Below are 17,266 nucleotides of genomic sequence, written 5' to 3'. Positions count from 1 at the left end.
CCAATGTCATCAGGAATAATAAGACTAGATCATCTATACCGTGATGATTTCGCCGTTATAAACAGCAAAACAGGCGGAAAAAACTAGGAAGTTATCACTCCTCAGTACTTTCCACCTGCTATTAGCGATATTAAAAATAAAGAGATATTAAAAATAACGCCGTATTATATGGAAGCCGTTATCAATAATAACTTCCAGAACTTACTTGCAGATCTTAGCAGTAACCGTATTGCATCAAGCGCTCATAACGACGGTTCACTAATTCTTCACTGTCCAGTTCGGTCAACTCAGCAAGATCAGCCAATAATTGAGTCTTCAATGTTTCTGCTATTACTTCATAGTTACGGTGCGCACCACCCAGTGGTTCTGAAATAACCGTATCGATCAGGTTCAATTCTTTCAGACGTGGGGCTGTGTTCCCCATAGCTTCAGCCGCCAATGGCGCTTTTTCAGCACTTTTCCACAAAATGGAAGCACAGCCTTCAGGAGAAATAGTGGAAAATGTACTGTATTGCAACATGTTTACTTTATCACCAACGCTTAGTGCCAATGCTCCACCAGAGCCACCTTCGCCAATAACTGTACAGATGACAGGTACGGAAAGACGAGACATTTCACGCAGGTTACGGGCAATGGCTTCTGACTGACCGCGCTCTTCTGCACCCACCCCAGGATATGCGCCAGGAGTATCAATGAAAGTAATGATTGGCAATTTGAAGCGCTCTGCCATTTCCATCAATCTCAACGCCTTACGGTAACCTTCAGGCGATGGCATACCAAAATTACGGCGGATCTTTTCTTTCGTTTCACGCCCTTTCTGGTGACCAATCACCATAACCGGACGACCATCAATACGCGCCAAACCACCTACTATTGCCTTGTCATCAGCATAGGCACGATCACCCGCTAATTCTTCAAAGTCAGTAAATATGTGCTTAATATAATCCAGTGTATAAGGGCGCAATGGATGACGTGATAGCTGGGAAATTTGCCATGCCCCTAAATCAGCGAAAATCTTGCGGGTCAGCTCCAGGCTTTTTTCCCGCAGACGCTGGACTTCTTCATCCAGATTGATATCTAGCTTTTCATCTTGACGGCTAACTGCGGTGAGCGAATCAATTTTCGCTTCCAGCTCGGCAATCGGCTGTTCAAAATCCAGAAAATTCAGACTCATAACGTTCCTATTCTAGTCAAATTCTAATTCTACCTGCTCATTACCCAGCAGAGTTCGCAGATCTGTCAAAAGGGTGTCTGTTGGCGTTACCCGCCATGTTGCACCGAATCGTAAACGGGCGCGGGCATCTACCCGCTGGTAGTAAAGATGAACCGGTATCGTGCCTGAACGGTGTGGCTCCAATGCACCACGAAGACGGTTTAATAATTGTTCATCAATTTGCCTGTCTGACAACGAGATAGCAAGCCCACGTGCAAATTTTTCACGAGCCTCACTGATATCCATTAATTCACGAACTGTCATTTTAAGCCCACCGTTGAAGTCATCAAAGCTGACTTGTCCGGTAGCAATTAAAATTTTGTCCTGTTCCAATAAATGCTGATACCTTTCCAGCGCATCAGAAAACAGCATGATCTCCAGCCGTCCTGAGCGATCATCCAATGTGCTGATACCAATCCTGTTTCCCCGCTTGGTTGTCAATACTTTGGACGCTAATACTAAACCTACTACAGTTGTTACTTGACCACGAGGTGTCGGATTCACATCTTTTAGACGCAACCCATTCGTATATCGTTCAATTTCTTTCAAATAACTTGTGATCGGGTGCCCAGTTAAATACAGACCCAGTGTTTCCCGTTCACCATCCAGGACTACCTGATCCGGCCATTTCGGCGTACTGGCATATGAACGCTCAACCTGTTCTGGCTCTTCTGCCAACACGCCAAACATATCTGTTTGACCAGTGGCTTCAGCTTTGGTATGTTGATCCGCTGCTTTCAGTGCACCTTCCAAAGAAGACATCAGCGCCGCACGATGTGGACCCAGCCGGTCAAAAGCACCGGACATAATCAATTTTTCCATCACACGGCGATTTATTTTTTTTATATCAACGCGTGCGCACAGGTCAAATAGTTCCTTAAAGTGCCCTCCTTTCTGCCGGGCTTCGATAATCGCTTCAATCGGCCCTTCACCTACACCTTTAATCGCACCAATACCGTAAACAATTTCTCCGTCATCATTGACATGGAAATGATACAAGCCACTATTAATATCAGGAGGCAACACTTTAAGCCCCATGCGCCAGCACTCATCCACCAGCCCAACGACTTTTTCGGTGTTATCCATATCAGCTGTCATCACTGCCGCCATAAATTCTGCTGGATAGTGAGCTTTCAGCCATAAAGTCTGATAAGAAACCAATGCATAAGCTGCGGAGTGAGATTTGTTGAAGCCATAACCTGCGAATTTTTCCACCAAATCGAAGATTTTCATGGAAAGTTCGCCATTAACGCCCTGTTTTATCGCTCCCTCTTCAAATACTGACCGCTGTTTAGCCATCTCCTCTGGCTTTTTCTTACCCATTGCACGGCGGAGCATATCTGCACCACCAAGCGTATAACCCGCCAAAACCTGAGCAATCTGCATCACTTGTTCCTGATACAGAATGATACCGTAAGTCGGTTCCAATACGGGTTTTAAGGATTCGTGCTGCCATTCAACATCAGGGTAGGAGAGCTCTTCCCGTCCATGTTTACGGTCGATAAAGTTATCTACCATGCCTGATTGCAACGGCCCGGGGCGGAATAATGCCACCAATGCGATCATGTCTTCAAAGCAGTCGGGGCGCAGGCGTTTGATCAAATCCTTCATCCCGCGGGATTCAAGCTGGAACACGGCTGTGGTTTCAGAGCGTTGCAGCATATCGAAACTTTTCTGATCATCCAGCGGAATAGCCGCGATATCAATCGGCTCCAACCCTTTCTTGGTACGGCGTGCATTCACCATCTCAAGTGCCCAGTTGATGATGGTCAGGGTTCTCAGGCCAAGGAAGTCAAACTTAACCAGCCCCGCATATTCCACATCGTTTTTGTCAAACTGGGTAACCGGGTTTTGCCCTTCTGGATCACAGTAAATCGGTGCAAAGTCAGTAATCTTGGTTGGTGCAATAACCACACCACCGGCATGCTTACCTGCGTTACGGGTGACACCTTCCAGTTTGCGCGCCATGTCTATCAGCGCTTTAACCTCTTCATCCGCTTCGTAAATTTCAGGTAGCTGTGGCTCAGCCGCAAAAGCTTTTTCCAGCGTCATGCCGGGATCAGGAGGCACCAGTTTTGATATTCGATCAACAAACCCATATGGATGCCCAAGCACACGCCCAACATCGCGGATAACCGCTTTCGCCGCCATCGTACCAAAAGTGATAATCTGCGATACCGCATCTCGTCCGTACATATCTGCAACGTGATCGATAACCTGATCGCGCTTTTCCATACAGAAATCGACGTCAAAGTCAGGCATGGAAATGCGTTCAGGGTTAAGGAAACGTTCAAACAGCAGATCGAATTCCAACGGGTCAAGATCGGTGATTTTTAACGCATAAGCCACAAGAGAGCCTGCACCAGAACCGCGTCCTGGCCCGACGGGAACACCATTGTCTTTCGACCACTGGATAAATTCCATTACGATCAGGAAGTAGCCAGGGAATCCCATCTGGTTAATAACTCTCAGCTCAATATCGAGACGCTCATCATATTCTGGACGTTTTTGCGCCCTGTTCTCCGGATCGGGATAGAGAAATTCCAGACGTTCTTCCAACCCTTGCTTGGATTTTTCAATCAGAAAATCTTCGGTACTCATTTCTCCCGTCGGAAATTGCGGCAGAAAATATTCACCAAGACGGATAGTGATGTTACAGCGTTTAGCAATTTCTACGCTATTTTGTAGCGCTTCAGGGATGTCTGAGAAAAGCTCGCACATCTCCTGTTCACTGCGTAGATATTGCTGAGGGCTGTAATTTTTAGGACGTTTCGGATCAGCCAGCGTATAACCATCATGGATAGCAACCCGGATTTCATGGGCATCGAAATCTTCGCTTTCCAGAAAACAGACATCATTGGTTGCCACGACGGGGAGATTTTTTTCTACTGCCAATGCCACTGCCGCATGAAGATAGTTTTCTTCATCCTGACGTCCGGTACGGATTAACTCAAGGTAATAGTTGTCAGGGAAATGCTCCTGATAAAAGTCAAGGCATTGATCCACCATCACACGGTTGCCACGCAGCAGGAATTTACCCACATCTCCCATACGCCCACCCGACAGTAAGATCAGCCCAGCTTTGTGCTTTGCCAGCCATTCCCGTTTGATGGTCGGGCCCATCGCACCATAACCTTTTTGGTAAGCCTCTGAGATCAGCAAGGTCAGATTCTGGTAACCTTCATTATTACGAGCAAGGATCGTCAAATGGGCGTATTCGTCGCCCAACCAATCACTTTCCACATAAAAATCAGCACCAATAATTGGCTTAATACCAGCTTCAAGGGCATTGCCATAGAACTTCACCAATCCACACAAATTAGTGAAATCCGTAATCGCAAAAGCCGGCATTCCCGATTTGGCGATTTTTTTCACCAATGAGCCAGTCTTAGCCAAGCCATCAATCATTGAATAATCACTGTGAACACGTAAGTGCACAAAACGTGGTTCTGTCATAGTCTGTCCAGATACTTATCCCAGATTTTTATCCAAGACCTAACGCCCGTTTAACTGGTGCAAAACTTTTACGATGATGCTCCGTAGCACCTAAAGAAGCCAGTTTTTCTAGATGTAGGGCTGTAGGATAACCTTTATGTTTCGCAAGACCATAGTCAGGAAACTGTTTATCCAATTCTGCCATTTCTCTGTCACGCGTTACTTTGGCAAGAATGGAGGCGGCGCTTATTTCTGCAACCAGATTATCGCCCTTTACGACAGCTTGTGCTGGCATTGCCAACTCAGGGCAACGATTGCCATCAATCAGAACATAGTCAGGTGTGAGTACCAAACCCTCGACTGCTCTTTGCATCGCAAGCATTGTAGCGTGGAGGATGTTGAGCTGATCAATTTCTTCCGGCTCTGCACGACCGAGGCTCCAACACAAGGCTTTTTCTTTTATTTCCAAATACAACGCTTCACGACGTTTTTCCGTGAGTTTTTTCGAATCCATTAAACCCGCTATGGGTTTAGCTGGATCAAGAATAACCGCCGCAGTGACTACAGCCCCTACTAATGGGCCGCGCCCAACTTCATCAACACCGGCAATCAAATTCGCCTGAGGATAAACAAAATCCATTATCTTCTCGCTAATTCCAGAACGGCTTGTGCAGCCTGTTCATCGGCATCACAGCGAATGCTTTCGTGCAAATGCAAAAACGTCTGCTTCAACGCTTCCACATTAGCGCCACCGAGCAAAAGAGGCAACAATGCCTCTGACAACGCTTGTGGTTTGCATTCATCCTGTAGTAATTCTTTGACTAATTCTTTGCCTGCCAGCAGGTTAGGCAAGGAAACATACGGTGTTTTCACCAAGCGTTTTGCCAGCCAGAATGTAAAAGGTTTCATTCTATAGCCCACCACCATCGGGCATTTGGCCAGCATACACTCCAGTGCTGCCGTACCGGATGCAAGTAACGTAGCATCACTGGCAATCATAGCTTCACGAGCCTTGCCATCCAATAAATGGATCTGCAAATCCGGTGCTATTTCGTCTTTAATGCGCTGAAACTGTTCACGCCGTTTGGTATTAACCAAAGGAACCAAAACTTGCAGGTCAGGAAATTTTTCCCGTAATAATTGTGCTGTTTTTAAGAAATCAGCACTCAGCATATCTACTTCAGCATGACGACTTCCGGGCAATATCGCCAGACAGTGAGCAGCCAATGGAATATCCAAAATTTTTCTGGCGGCTGCTTTATCCGTTTGCAAAGGCATCGCATCTGCCATCGTGTGCCCAATAAACTGGCAGGGAACGTCAAACCGATCGTAGAAAGCTTTTTCAAATGGTAAAAATGCTAATACCAAATCCGTCGCCCGACCAATTTTAAACACACGTTTCTGACGCCACGCCCACACTGACGGGCTAACGTAATGGATCGTTCTAATTCCCTGCTGTTTAAGCCGACCTTCTAACGTAATGTTGAAGTCAGGAGCATCGATTCCAATAAACACATTGGGCTTCAACGCGGTAAAACGCGCTGTTAAGTCTTTGCGTATTTTTAGTAAACGAGGCAAACGACCCAGAACTTCGACGATTCCCATTACTGCCAGCTCTTCCATCTCATACCAGGCTTCACAACCCTCCGCCTGCATAAGGGGGCCAGCAACACCTACAAAGCGAGCGTGCGGAATTTTTGCTTTCAATGCACGAATCAGCCCAGCGCCAAGGATGTCACCGGATATTTCTCCGGCGACCAAGCCAATTGTCAGCGGGCGCTGATTATCAATAATAGAAGAAAAGGTAGTCAAAGGAGTATCCTTCATCTACTTAACGAATAATGCCACGGTTGGATTTTGCGGAATTTTCCAGAAAATCACTGAATACTTTCACATGCGGATTGTTTTCTGCTTGAAGGCCAATGTCTTGTCTGGCTTCTTCCAATGTTTTTCCACTACGATAAAGCGTTTTATAGGAATTACGAATTGCATGCAGTGATTCTTTGTCAAACCCACGGCGCTTCAGACCTTCAATATTCAATCCGAATGGAGTCGCATGGTTTCCCTGTGCGATGACGTAAGGAGGAATATCCTGAGCAACGCCAGAGCAACCGCCGACCATAACATGGGAACCAATCTGACAAAATTGATGCACAGCCGTCATTCCACCAATAATGACGTAATCACCCAAAATAACATGTCCGCCCAATGTGCCATTGTTCGCAATGATACAACGATCACCAACGATGCAGTCATGAGCGATATGAGCGTTAATCATCAACAAGTTGTCACTGCCAACTTTAGTCACACCACCACCCTGAACAGTGCCTCTGTGGATAGAAACACTTTCACGAATGCGATTACGGTCACCAATTTCAACGCGAGTTGGTTCACCTTGATATTTGAGATCCTGATTCACCTCACCAATGGAGGCAAATTGATAAATCTGGTTATCACGACCTATCTTGGTGATCCCATTAATCACAATATGGGATTTCAACTCAGTCCCTTCACCAATCTCAACCTGAGCACCGATATAACAAAATGGGCCAATACGAACATTAGCGCCAATGACAGCTCCCTCTTCAACAATGGAAGAGGGATGGATAACAGCGGTCTGATCAATCATGGGTTAAGCCTCTCGACGGCGAGCACACATCATTTCAGCTTCGCAAGCCACTTCTCCATCGACTTTCGCTACGCCCCTGAAACGCGCAACACCGCGACGTTCTTTAATAAATTCTACTTCCATTATCATTTGATCACCTGGAAGAACCGGACGCTTGAAGCGAGCGCCATCAATCGCTGCAAAGTAATACAATTCACCTGGTTCCAGCGATCCAACACTTTTGAATGCCAGAATACCAGTAGCTTGAGCCATTGCCTCAAGGATCAGAACACCAGGGAAAATTGGTTTACCAGGGAAATGCCCCTGAAAGAATGGTTCATTAAATGATACATTCTTGACTGCGCGCAGAAATTTACCTTCCTCAAAATCTAAAACACGATCTACCAGCAAAAATGGGTAGCGGTGAGGCAGTAAATTTAAAATCTCTTCAATTTGCAGAGTATGATTATCACTCATCTAAATACTCTTCCTGTCATATAAGAATCATAGTATTAACGACACGGCCTGCGTTAACTCCAAATTAAGAGTTATCAAGCAGGCCGCAAAAATCAAAAACACAACCAAAAATGCTAATTAAAAACGTTTAATCAAAGATGTCTATCCAAGATGCTAGTATGATTACTCGTTCTCACCTTTCAGTTGGCGTTCAACTGACTTCAATCGCTTATTCATTTCGTTGATGCTCATGACTAAAGCGGCGGTCTTACGCCAGACTTTGTTCGGTTGTAACGGGATACCCGACGAATATATGCCAGGCTCTGTAATTGGACGTATCACCATGCCCATACCAGTCACAGTCACTTTATCACAGATTTCCATGTGCCCTTTAATGACACTGGCTCCACCAATCATACAGTAACGACCAATTTTCAAACTACCCGCCATAATGACACCACCAGCCACTGCTGTGTTGTCTCCGATCGTCACGTTGTGGGCAATTTGGCATTGGTTGTCTATGATAACACCATTACCGATAACTGTGTTATCCAACGCACCCCGATCGATTGTTGTGCAAGCACCGATTTCAACGCGATCTCTGATGATTACTGTGCCTAACTGTGGGATTTTAATCCAATTTCCACGTTCATTGGCATAACCAAAACCATCAGAACCTATAACAGTTCCTGATTGGATCAAGCATAATTTACCAATTTCAACATCATGGTATACCGATACATTGGCCCACAGGCGAGTTCCTGCGCCAATCCGCGCGTTTTTTCCAATAAAGCAACCCGCGCCAACAATGGCATTGTCACCAAGCACAACGCCGGACTCAATAACCGCATTAGCACCAATTGCTATATTTTCACCCAGAATCGCCTCAGAGGAGATAACCGCTGATGGGTGGATATCCTGTGCAGGTTTTGGTGTCGTATCCATAATTTGTGCCATGCGTGCATAGGCAAAGTAAGGATCATCGACAATCAACGCGGCAACCTTGCAATGAGGAAGATCAGCTTCACGCAGTACAACAGCCGCAGCCTGACATGCAGAAAGCTTGTCAGTATAACGACTGTCGGATAAAAATGTAATTTGCTCGTTATTTGCTGAATACATTGGCGCAATACCGGTGATGACGATATCGCCATCACCCTGCAATTGCGCATTCAACTGCTGAGCGAGATCAGCCAATCGAATTGAAACCATCTACTTATTTAACCTGTTTCAGTACTTCTGCAGTGATATTTTTACCAGATGCAGAATACACAGCAGCACTCGCATCCAGAACAAGATTGTAACCTTCTTTGCCTGCAACTACTTTAACTGCATCCTGAATACGGCTCATGAGTTTATTGCGTTCTTCCATCTGACGACGACGATTATCGTTTTCAAAACTCTGCGCTTTCTGAAGATATTCATCACGTTTCGCCATCACTTCTTTTTCCAGTTTTTCACGTTCACTGGCTTTCATTGTTGAGCCATCACGCTGTAATTTCTGGATTTTAGTTTGCAGATCAGATTCCATACGCTGTAATTCGGTTGCGCGGCCTTTAAATTCGCTGTCCAACTGTTTTGCCACAGCTTCACGGGCAGGTAATTGTTGGAAAATTTCAGCAACGTTCACCAAAGCAATTTTATCTGCCGCCTGAGCACCCACAGAAAACGTTAATGCCATACCCAAACTTGCTGCACATAATATTTTTTTCACTATAAACTCCTTTGACCTACGCTATTTTACAAATTGGAAAACTTAGAGCCTATCCCATTGAGCCATGTAGCTTGCCCTTTTCAGTTTGGAATTCACTCACAATATTGCCTTATCTAATAGTAGAGCGATTTTTACCAAAAATGATTAATAATTACCAAACTCCGCCAATATTGAACTGGAACTGCTCCGATCTATCACCTTCGTACTCCTTAATTGGCTTCGCATACGAGAAGCTCAATGGCCCTAATGGTGATATCCATTGCAAAGCAATACCGGCCGAAACACGGATATTATTTGGCTTACTGTAGTCTGGCATAGCGTGAGTCTTCGCCCAATTAGTATCCCAATTGGTATCCCATACAGTTCCTGCGTCCACAAATAGAGAAGTCCGCAGGGAATTGGAATATTTAGCATCCAGGAATGGTGTAGGGGTAATCAATTCGAAACTGGCAACCGCCGTCGCGTTACCTCCCACAGCATCACGGGATGGGCTATTGTTTACAGGTACAGGGTTGCCTTTATCATCTTTCTTTAAATAAACAGCTTTCGGGCCAATATTATTCGAACGGAAGCCACGAACACTGCTGGTACCGCCGGCATAGAAGTTTTCATAGAATGGCATTTCTTTACCGCCAAAACCGCCGCCATACCCTAGACGTGTACGCCCCATCAACACCCATGAATGCGCATCATTCAATGGATAATAGCCTGCTGAGTTCCAAGTGACTTTATAGAACTGATTATCTGAGCCAGGGATCGTCACTTTCGCATCCAGAGATGATTTCAGGCCCGATGTTGGGAAGAAACCCCGGTTAAGATCGTTGTAAATCCATCCCACAGTTATCGCGAAGTCATTGGAATCAAATTTCGCCTTGTCATCAAAATTTGTTTTCCTGCCCATCTTGTCCAGATAACGCCACATCGCAGCCTGTGGTCGCATGTTAGACAAGGAGTTCTGTATATAACCCAGTCTCAATGATAAGCCGTTATTTTCATTCAATGGGAAACCGAGCGTTCCCTCAGTACCGTATGCTTTATTAGTATAATTTGAAAGATCCGCATCATTGGCACGGAAGTCATTATAGAACACACGTCCGCCCAAACTTACACCATCGACAGTGAAGTAAGGGTTAGTTATAGATAAGTCGGCCGATGTTGAATAGTCATTTTTACTGGCGTTGATACCTACAGAATTTCCAGTTCCCAGCCAGTTAGCCTGCTGGACACCAATTTGGAAACTCATGCCACTTTCTGTACCGAAACCAACACCAAAGTTCATAGAACCCGTATTACGTTCTTTGACTTTGTAAACGACGTCAACCTGATCTGGACTGCTCGGCAAACGTTCAGTTTCCACCTCAACAGAGTCAAAATATCCTAATCGATTTAAGCGTTCTTTGCCTTGTTCAACCAGATCACTCCCCAGCCACGCGCCTTCCATCTGGCGCATTTCACGACGCAGTACCGAATCTTTACTAACATCGTTGCCTGAAAAGCGGATTTTACGTACGTAGAAACGATTGCCGGCATCAATATTTACATGCAACTTAACCGTTTTATCCGCATCGTTGATTTCAGGTTGTGTCATCACACGAGGATAAGCATAACCATGGCGACCAAGCAGGTTTTTAATTGCTTTTTCCATCTTGGTCACTTCTGCACCGTTATACAGTGAACCCGGCTCAATTTTAGTCAACTCGCCGATTTGAGACTGGTAACCAGCCAAATTACCGTTCAAATCAACACCTGCGATTTTGTATTGAGCGCCTTCGGTGATATTGACAGTAATATAAATATCTTTCTTGTCTGGCGTCAGGTTAACTTGAGTCGAATTGATATTGAAGCGAGCATAGCCTCGATCAAGATAGAAACTGCGCAGGGTTTCAAGGTCACCTGCTAATTTTTGTTTCTGGTATTTCTGATCAGCCACCATGTTCCACCAAGAAACATCGTCTCTAAGTTGGAAATGGTTAAGCAGCTCATTAGTTGAAAAGGCTTTATTGCCAACAATATTAATTTGTTGGATCTTGGCAGAAACCCCTTCAGAGAAAATGAGCTTCAAATCGACACGGTTGCGGGGCAGTGGCGTGACAACAGCTTTTACTGTCGCGCTGTATTTACCAACACTGTAATAGAAATCTTCCAGCCCTTTTTCAATATTGGACAGCATGGTGCGATCAAGGGCTTCACCAACACGAACACGCGAAGCCTCAAGATTTTGCTTGAGCATATCATCTTTCACCGATTTGTTACCGGAGAAAGTAATACTGGCGATAGTTGGTCGTTCTTTTACTTGAACAACAAGTGAATTGCCATCACGTAAGACACGAACATCTTCAAAGTTTCCAGTTGAGAACAATGAGTGAATCGTGCGGCTAATATCTTCATCACTAACCGTATCACCTGCTCGAACTGGTATGTTCAGTAATGCTGCACCAACGGTGACACGTTGAAGACCCTCAAAGTGAATGTCCCGAACCACGAATCCGTCTGAACCGTATGCAGTGGCGCTGCCGAACAGCAGCGACGCTATGAGCAACTTTTTCATCGCCATCGTTGTTATGCGTTTTCCTAACCGGTCCCCCACCTTAAAAGTGGGAGAAATCATTGAAAAGTGCAAGCCCCATTAATAACACCAGTAATATAGCACCAATGCGATAACTGAAGTCTTGTACACGCTCGGAGACTGGCTCCCCCTTGATCTTTTCGATAGCAAGGAAAAGCAAGTGTCCACCATCTAGTACGGGTAATGGGAACAAATTAATGATCCCAAGGTTGACGCTAATCAGCGCCAAAAACATTAAATAATACACCAAGCCAGAATCAGCCGATACTCCAGCACCTTTAGCAATGGAAATCGGGCCGCTCAGGTTATTAAGTTTTAAGTCGCCCACAATTAATTTGCCGATCATCTTGACTGTCAGCTTCATCAATTGCCAAGTTTTATCTCCTGCCTCATAAACAGCAGAAAGAAGTCCATATTGCTGAATAACTTTGTATTCATCCGCCAATGGAATGATTTTCAGTTCGGTGCCAGCAAAACCCTCCTCACGGTCATTGGACAATTTTCTGACTTCAGGAGTCAGAGACAGAGAAATCATTCTATCTGCCCTTGCAACGTCCAATTTTAGAGGAATATTAGGATTCTTCCTGACAAAAGAAGAAAAAGTGTGCCACACATCTACATCCTGACCATTGACTTTAACGATCCTATCCCCACTTTGTAAACCCGCTTTTTCAGCAGCAGAAGCAGGATGAACTTTTTCCACTTGCGAACTAATCTGTGGAATAACAGGCATAATCCCCAAAGACAGCAAAACATCCTGTCTGGAAGGATCGAAAGTCCATTCACGCAAATCCAGAGTTTTTTGAACACTATCAAGCGACTTCATGGGTAAGACATCCACGGCTACCGATGTCGCACCTACTTTACCTATCATGGCAAGGCGTACAGAATTCCAATCAGGAGTTTCGATACCATTAACGGCTTTTAGTTCCATTCCGGGCAAAATATTTGCCTGTGCAGCAATAGAATTTGGCTTCACGTCCAACACTACAGAGCGCACAGATGGCACGCCAATCACAAAAACCAGCCAATAAGCGAACACCGCCAGAATGAAGTTTGCGATTGGCCCTGCGCTGATAACGGCCGCACGCTGACCAATAGTTTTGTTATTGAATGCCATATGACGACGTTCGGGAGAAACTTCTCCTACCCGCTCGTCAAGCATTTTGATATACCCACCAAGGGGGATAAGGGCAATAACGTATTCAGTTCCCTGTTTATCTGTCCGACGCCAAAGAACTTTACCAAACCCGATGGAAAAGCGTTCAACGTAGATACCACATCGTCTGGCAACCCAAAAATGACCAAACTCATGCATTGTGATGAGCACACCTAAAGCAACAATAAATGCAGCCAGATTCCAGAGAATATCCATTATGTACCTTCAGAGAATAAATCCAGAAGAAATCAACATAACCAGCCCAGCGAATACTGGAACCGCCGCTGTTAGACTATCAACCCTATCCATGACACCACCGTGTCCCGGAATCAATTGACTGCTGTCTTTGATCCCTGATTCCCGCTTGAACATACTTTCAGTCAAATCCCCAAAGACCGAGGCAATAACCACTACCGCAGAAATCAGCAACAAATATTCTGGCATCGCGGGGACAGGGGCAAATTTCCCAAACAACCACGAAATCAGCCCAGCAGTTAATAACCCACCGACAAGTCCCTCAAGTGTTTTGCCTGGTGATACTTTGGGAGCCATTTTATGCTTACCCATTATGCGACCAAAAACATAAGCACCTGAATCGGCAGCCCATACCAACAGCATAACGTACAGCAACCACCAGGCACCGTCATAGCTATTATTTTCATAACCCTGAGTACGCAGCACCATCATTCCACAATAAAATGGCACGATAGTCAGAACCCCAAATAGCAGACGCAAAATAACTGATGATTTCCAGATGGAGGCAGAAGCCGGATAAGTTACCACCAATAAAATAGCGGCCACCCACCAAAGCATGCCAGCCCATAATAGATATATAATTTGTGGCTTTTCAATAAGATGAGAAAAATCCGACAAAGAGAACTGTAAGGCTAATAACCCTACAGCAAATAACGCGGCCAGCGTGATACGTTTAACTTGAGTGAAGAGACCTGCAAATTGTCCCCATTCCCATGCAGCAAGTGCTGATACAGCGATAACAACCAACCCAAATCCTGATGGAGGGAGGACAAACAACGCTACAATAACAAGTGGAATCAGTATCAACGTAGTTAAAAGACGGTACTTCAGCAAGTTCTCCTCCTATGATCCCACTTCGGCATCGTCTGGTATTGCTCCGCCAAATCGGCGTTCTCGTTTAACAAAGGCATTAATCGCACCTTCAAAAGAAGTTTCATCAAAATCAGGCCAAAGTATATCGGTAAAATACAATTCTGCATAAGCGATCTGCCATAACAGGAAATTACTGATACGATGTTCGCCTCCGGTTCGAATAACCAGATCAACTTCGGGCTGCCGACTTAAACTAATGAAGTCTCCAACTGTAGCTTCGGTGATCTCTTCTGGAACCAACTCATTTGCTTTAATTTTTTCAGCAATTTGTTTAACACTCTGAATCAGATCCCAACGACCACCATAGTTAGCGGCAATATTAAGCTGCAATCCGGTATTGCCCGCTGTCAATTCAACTGAACGGCGGATACGTTCCTGTAATCGTGAACTAAAACGACTGATATCACCAATAACAGACAATTTCACATTGTGCTTGTGCAGGTTTTTTACTTCATTATTGAGGGCAAAAACAAACAACTCCATCAATGAACTGACTTCCTGCTGTGGGCGATTCCAGTTTTCGCTGCTAAAAGCATATAACGTCAGCGATTCAATGTTATGTTTAACTGAAAAACTCACGACACTACGTACTGCTTTAATTCCTGCACGGTGGCCAAAAGCTCTTAATTTGCCACGTTTTTTTGCCCAGCGACCATTACCATCCATAATGATGGCAACATGTCTGGGTAATGTTGGCAATGAATCACTATCACTAGGAGATATCACTCAAAATAATCCTTAAATAACTAAGCTGACTTTTCGCTAAATCCAATCACTTCCAAACATGAAAAAGCCGTGTTACGTGTCAATAATTACCACGGATACCACGGCTATTTCTGGCACGACCTGAATGAAAGCCTTTAACTCTGGTAAGTTCTTACATGCTGATCCATGATTAGAATGCAGGAACCAGATAATTGAATTGGCTATTATAGCAACTATAATTCACTCGCGAACTATACCATTTGCCAAAACGCAAACATATATTTATTAACAAAACTTGCTATTTGGCAAAAGTTCTTATGATTTTTCTCGCCAATGCTCTTGCTGTGCTATCGATTTCTAGAACTTCTTCGATGCTTTGAGGTTCAGGTAAATTTACTTTTTCCACTACCAATCGATTGATTGTCGCAATATCGGTGAAACGGATGCCATCGTTTAAAAAAACATCAACAGTTTCTTCGTTTGCTGCATTCAAAGCCGTTGTTGCCGCCTGTCCTTGATGGCAAGCCTCAATAGCCAATTTTAAACAAGGGTAACGCTGATAATCCAGAGACTCAAAAGTGAGCATGCTCAATTCAGTAAAATCCAATGCCTTTGCACCAGATGAAATACGATTAGGATAGGCCATCGCATAAGCAATTGGGGTACACATATCCTGCGTTCCCAGCTGTGCAATGATGCTGCTATCCTGATAGCGAACCATTGAGTGGATGATTGATTGGGGATGCAATAATACTTCCATTTCATCTGAAGATGCATTGAACAGGTAACACGCTTCGATATATTCCAATCCCTTGTTCATCATGGTGGCAGAATCAACAGAAATTTTACGTCCCATTGACCAGATAGGATGGGCACACGCTTCATCTGGAGTAACATCAGGTAATTTATCTAAAGGCGTCTTGCGGAACGGTCCGCCCGATCCCGTCAGAATAATGCTGGAGATACCGTGTTCTTTTAAATTTATATTGCCAAGGTTGTGCTGAACCACCTCTGGCAGACTTTGGAAAATAGCATTATGTTCACTATCAATTGGCAACAGTTGTGCTTTATATTGAGCAACCGCATCCATAAACAGACGACCGCTGGTAATCAGAGATTCTTTGTTAGCCAGCAGTACTTGTTTGCCCTTACGGATAGCAGCCAAAGTTGGCAACAAACCTGCAACACCAACAATGGCTGACATGACCTGATCGACTTCGTCCAATGCAGCTAAATCACAAATGGCGTCTTTACCGAACAGAACTTCAGTCTGGCTTCCCTGCTCCTGCAATAACTGGCGCAGAGCCTTCGCCGACTGCTCATCTGCCATTGCGGCATATTGTGGATGGAATTCTAAACATTGCTGTGCCATGACTTCAATATTTTTCCCGGCAACCAGTACGACGACACTGAATTTATCTGGGTTATTTCGGACAACAGAAAGCGTACTTTTCCCAATCGAACCCGTTGAGCCAAGAATAGTTAACCGTTTCATTTTAATACTCTAAGTATGCTACTGATATAAAATCACAATGGAAAATCACAACAGAAAATCGTAATAGTTTGAGTGGAATAGAGTGCTATGTCCATCGCTTGAGAAAGAAATGTGATACGAAGTGTAATATCAAATATAAGAACAACGCCGCAAGAATTGCGGCGTTGTATGCATGAAATGGCAATTAGAAATCCATCAACTCAGTTTCTTTATTTGCCAGCGCTTCATCAATTTTTTTAATGAAGCTGTCGGTCAGTTTCTGAACGTCATCTTGTGAACGACGTTCTTCATCTTCGCTGATTTCTTTGTCTTTCAGCAGAGTCTTGACTTTATCATTCGCATCACGACGAATATTACGGATGGATACACGACCCTGCTCCGCTTCGCCACGAACAACTTTAATCAGATCCTTACGGCGCTCTTCTGTCAGTGGCGGCAATGGAACTCGGATAGTGGTTCCAGCAGAAGATGGGTTCAGGCCCAGATCAGAAGCCATAATTGCTTTTTCGATAGCCGCAGTCATGGAACGATCAAATACTGTGATCGCCAAAGTGCGGGCATCTTCTGCAACGACATTTGCAATCTGACGCAGTGGAGTCGCAGCGCCATAATATTCAACGCTGATGCCATCCAGCAGGCTAGGAGAAGCACGGCCAGTACGAACCTTGCTGATTTGGTTTTTCAGTGCTTCGACGCTTTTTTCCATGCGGTCTTGTGCGTCTTTTTTGATTTCATTAATCACGTTACAAACCCTTGGGAGATGGTTATTTTTCTAGGCCGCCCATAC

Annotated in this window: 14 protein-coding genes; all 14 read right to left on the bottom strand. The window is 44.7% G+C overall.

The genetic code is table 11. The features are described 5' to 3' along the window. Positions 1–214: 214 nt before the first annotated feature. Positions 215–1,174 (bottom strand): acetyl-CoA carboxylase carboxyl transferase subunit alpha, encoded by a 960-nt coding sequence (gene accA, locus BM135_RS03195; RefSeq protein ID WP_092517748.1) that lies wholly within the window; start codon positions 1,172–1,174, stop codon positions 215–217. 12 nt (positions 1,175–1,186) lie between these two features. Further along, a complete protein-coding gene (dnaE, locus tag BM135_RS03190; RefSeq protein WP_092517746.1) occupies positions 1,187–4,669 on the bottom strand; it encodes a DNA polymerase III subunit alpha in 3,483 nt (1,160 codons plus the stop codon). Between the two features lie 28 nt (positions 4,670–4,697). Then, a complete protein-coding gene (gene rnhB, locus BM135_RS03185; RefSeq protein WP_092517744.1) occupies positions 4,698–5,288 on the bottom strand; it encodes a ribonuclease HII in 591 nt (196 codons plus the stop codon). Continuing rightward, positions 5,288–6,475 (bottom strand): lipid-A-disaccharide synthase, encoded by a 1,188-nt coding sequence (gene lpxB, locus BM135_RS03180; protein ID WP_092517743.1) that lies wholly within the window; start codon positions 6,473–6,475, stop codon positions 5,288–5,290. The genes rnhB and lpxB overlap by 1 nt, the downstream gene beginning before the upstream one ends. Before the next feature lie 4 nt (positions 6,476–6,479). Further along, positions 6,480–7,277, bottom strand: a complete 798-nt coding sequence (gene lpxA / locus BM135_RS03175) for an acyl-ACP--UDP-N-acetylglucosamine O-acyltransferase (protein ID WP_092517741.1) — start codon at positions 7,275–7,277, stop codon at positions 6,480–6,482. Positions 7,278–7,280: 3 nt separating this feature from the next. Further along, positions 7,281–7,733, bottom strand: coding sequence for a 3-hydroxyacyl-ACP dehydratase FabZ (gene fabZ / locus BM135_RS03170; RefSeq protein ID WP_092517739.1), 453 nt, complete (start codon positions 7,731–7,733; stop codon positions 7,281–7,283). A gap of 162 nt (positions 7,734–7,895) precedes the next feature. Then, positions 7,896–8,924, bottom strand: coding sequence for a UDP-3-O-(3-hydroxymyristoyl)glucosamine N-acyltransferase (gene lpxD / locus BM135_RS03165; protein ID WP_092517737.1), 1,029 nt, complete (start codon positions 8,922–8,924; stop codon positions 7,896–7,898). A gap of 4 nt (positions 8,925–8,928) precedes the next feature. Next, on the bottom strand, positions 8,929–9,426 hold the full coding sequence (gene skp, locus BM135_RS03160) for a molecular chaperone Skp (RefSeq protein WP_092517735.1): 498 nt from the start codon (positions 9,424–9,426) through the stop codon (positions 8,929–8,931). A 151-nt stretch (positions 9,427–9,577) separates the two neighbouring features. Then, entirely contained in the window at positions 9,578–11,980 is a 2,403-nt protein-coding gene (bamA, locus tag BM135_RS03155; RefSeq protein WP_092517733.1) for an outer membrane protein assembly factor BamA, read from the bottom strand. Positions 11,981–12,014: 34 nt separating this feature from the next. Then, entirely contained in the window at positions 12,015–13,370 is a 1,356-nt protein-coding gene (gene rseP, locus BM135_RS03150; protein WP_175485929.1) for a sigma E protease regulator RseP, read from the bottom strand. A 6-nt stretch (positions 13,371–13,376) separates the two neighbouring features. Beyond that, a complete protein-coding gene (gene cdsA / locus BM135_RS03145) occupies positions 13,377–14,240 on the bottom strand; it encodes a phosphatidate cytidylyltransferase (RefSeq protein ID WP_092517729.1) in 864 nt (287 codons plus the stop codon). A 9-nt stretch (positions 14,241–14,249) separates the two neighbouring features. Continuing rightward, positions 14,250–15,005 carry a (2E,6E)-farnesyl-diphosphate-specific ditrans,polycis-undecaprenyl-diphosphate synthase gene (gene ispU, locus BM135_RS03140; RefSeq protein WP_092517727.1) on the bottom strand — a complete coding sequence of 252 codons (756 nt, stop codon included), beginning with the start codon at positions 15,003–15,005 and terminating at the stop codon, positions 14,250–14,252. A 277-nt stretch (positions 15,006–15,282) separates the two neighbouring features. Then, entirely contained in the window at positions 15,283–16,479 is a 1,197-nt protein-coding gene (ispC, locus tag BM135_RS03135) for a 1-deoxy-D-xylulose-5-phosphate reductoisomerase (RefSeq protein ID WP_092517725.1), read from the bottom strand. Positions 16,480–16,663: 184 nt separating this feature from the next. Then, complete coding sequence (gene frr / locus BM135_RS03130) at positions 16,664–17,221, bottom strand: ribosome recycling factor (RefSeq protein ID WP_092517723.1); 558 nt, start codon at positions 17,219–17,221, stop codon at positions 16,664–16,666. Positions 17,222–17,266: the final 45 nt, after the last annotated feature.

This window comes from Xenorhabdus japonica, assembly GCF_900115195.1.
GTDB classification, from domain to species: Bacteria; Pseudomonadota; Gammaproteobacteria; order Enterobacterales; family Enterobacteriaceae; genus Xenorhabdus; species Xenorhabdus japonica.
Note: the sequence above shows the minus strand (reverse complement) of the source record. Positions and strands in the feature narration are given on the sequence as shown.